Here is a 2,581-nt window from a genome sequence, read left to right on the forward strand (position 1 = left end):
CCTGTTTGTCTGTGGCGTTTTTTGTGTTGACGGTTGGATGAGTTAGTGGTGGTGGTGATGGTGTGGAGTTGGTGGTCTGGTGTGTAATATAGGGTAGCTACTGTTATCTACTTTATTGAATCTGGTATGTTTCACAATTATAGAATAAATATATATACTAAAAACAGTTTTTATATATTTCAAGTTTAATAATAAATAACAAATTTATACAATCTGATAACAAAAATAACAAAATATTTATGAAAATATTTACAATGAACTTAAACAGTGATGGGTGATAAATGCCTAATCCACAATCACACGAACAACTCGATTGGCTTCTAAAACACAATAGGACGTACTAGTATGTACATATGTACAGTATGTATAGAAGATTAAATCTACCATATCTTTATCTTACAATTTTTTGTTACACCTAACAAAATTGTGAATTCCCTGTTGGGAATTGCTGAAAACGAAAGACAAATTTAAAATCTTTCATTTTTCTCCAAAAAGTTATATAAACGTCAATTAGTCTTGGCTGAACCAACCAGCACTGAAACAACAGTCATATATGTCGAAATGTAAAGAAAAAAAATACATATCCACTGGTTGATCCATATCACGGTAGTAATCAATATAACAGCTGGCTTATACCAATCGTAACTACTAGTTACATAGTGGAAATGCCCGAGTAGTTATGATTGAGCTTATACATACGAAAGACAAGTTGTATCATATTGCACAATTACAAGAGATTTACAAATATCTAAATATCATTTAGAAACATTTCCTGTGTACTATTGAAGGTCCACATTCGTCATATTCCTGCTTTGAAATCCACATATTTGAAAATGATGATAAAGATCCTAGAATAGATCCACCAATCCATACAGAGTATTTTCTCTCTGGTGGAGCGATGATTTTCGTCTTCATCGTATTAGGTATAATGGCATCTAGTTCTTTCTTTAAACGATCAGCGATACCTATAAATAGAATGAAATACATTTACTTTAAAATAAATACATGGAGTCAACAAAAACACCATTGACATTTGTCTTAGCTAGAGCACCAGCACTACATCTTTTATCTAAGGGTGCACTCGACTCGCAGCCGCCTGTGATAAAGTTTACCAGTTGCTTGCCCAGATTCGGTTGTTCTTTCCGGGTATTCCGGCTTCCTCCACCACTAAACCTGGTCGCCATGATATAGCTGAAATATTGCTGAATGTGACGTTACACAACAAAATTCAAATTCAAATTCTTTTTTCTGTGTTACTCATCCAAATGATTTTAACGTTATTTGGCTTTCCAATCTTTTTATTTTGAGTGTATCTGTAACATTAAATAGTGTCCGCCGTGAAATAGTGTCCGCCCTTACAATTGTCTCCTATGATAAAGTCCGAGGACGGAATAAAGCACAGCGATGACTTCGTTCGGTCTGTATAAGGTTATTCATTACAAATATAACACAATCGAACACAATTTCACAGGACACTATGATGTTTTACATATCTGATAAAAGTTATTTCAGATGCGCATCGTGTACACTAAGTTTAGATTATGACGTTTTTTTATGTATTTTCCCGCAAATTTATTTGTTTTAATTTGAAATCAATCGTAACTATTCGCCCATTCTCGCTACACTGAAGCTACATAGCGGAAATTCCCGAGTAGTTACGATTGAATTTGAAATATGAGTTTGAATACCAACCTGGATACATGGTAGATCCTCCAGACAACACAATGTTATTATAAAGGTCACGTCTGATATCTATGTCAGTTCTCATTATAGAGTTGTGTATCATTTCATGGATACCTGATGCTTCCATTCCTACATTGGAGAAAAAATAAAATACAATTTGTGATGTGATATTTGTTTATTTTCATTGACATATGTGAAAATTAATAAAGCATGGCGGAAAATTAAAAAGCCATATCAAATGGATAGGTCGAGCCCTTTGTAATCCGTATCAACGATATACATTTCATAAACATATCCTTTCCAGACATTTAATTTAAAAAGAAAAAAACCAATGGAGATTGAATAATCAACAATATAATTATGATTTGCATATATAAGCAAACGAGGGGCCCGGGTGGCTCAATGAGTTAGGTCGCTGGATCTAACAACTCATGCAAGCCTATCACCAATACGGCGTGGGTTCAAGCCCGCTTTGTAAATTACAAAAAGGGTGCACTCGACTCGCAGCCGCACATGATAAAGTTTACCAGTTGCTTGCCCATGGTCGGTGGTTCTCTCCGGGTTGAAAGTGGTGCTAAAACACCAAACATCAATCATCAATCAATCAATCATATAAACACATATAAACAAACGATACAATCTGCACAAAAGACCACATACTATCACAAAAATAGATGACAACAAAAATGATAGCTGGGCCAATGAATGTTCGTTGTTAATTCACTACTTTCTATGTAGGTACCGTAGAATCAGTAGGTTAAAAACCATTACTTTTTGGATAAAGGTGTAATATGAATTTTATATTTTCCGATTTTAAGACAAGAACAAATCTTCTTGGAAAATTGTTTGTAGGACCAGAACAAGCCAGATTAAGATATAACTAACTTACCAGTAATTG

2 protein-coding genes are annotated in these 2,581 nt (G+C 34.3%); both read right to left on the reverse strand.

What is annotated here, in order from left to right; translation table 11 throughout:
• Positions 1–759: 759 nt before the first annotated feature.
• Positions 760–987 (reverse strand): hypothetical protein, encoded by a 228-nt coding sequence (locus PSN35_RS06935; RefSeq protein WP_300031344.1) that lies wholly within the window; start codon positions 985–987, stop codon positions 760–762.
• A 643-nt stretch (positions 988–1,630) separates the two neighbouring features.
• Positions 1,631–1,810, reverse strand: coding sequence for a hypothetical protein (locus PSN35_RS06940; RefSeq protein ID WP_300031347.1), 180 nt, complete (start codon positions 1,808–1,810; stop codon positions 1,631–1,633).
• Positions 1,811–2,581: the final 771 nt, after the last annotated feature.

The organism is Candidatus Thioglobus sp., assembly GCF_028599055.1.
GTDB lineage: Bacteria > Pseudomonadota > Gammaproteobacteria > PS1 > Pseudothioglobaceae > Thioglobus_A.

What these genes read in the sequence shown, in the direction of transcription:
- PSN35_RS06935 (WP_300031344.1), bottom strand. Translation starts at nt 987, where the DNA reads ATGTATTTCATTCTATTTATAGGTATCGCTGATCGTTTAAAGAAAGAA.
- PSN35_RS06940 (WP_300031347.1), bottom strand. Translation starts at nt 1,810, where the DNA reads ATGGAAGCATCAGGTATCCATGAAATGATACACAACTCTATAATGAGA.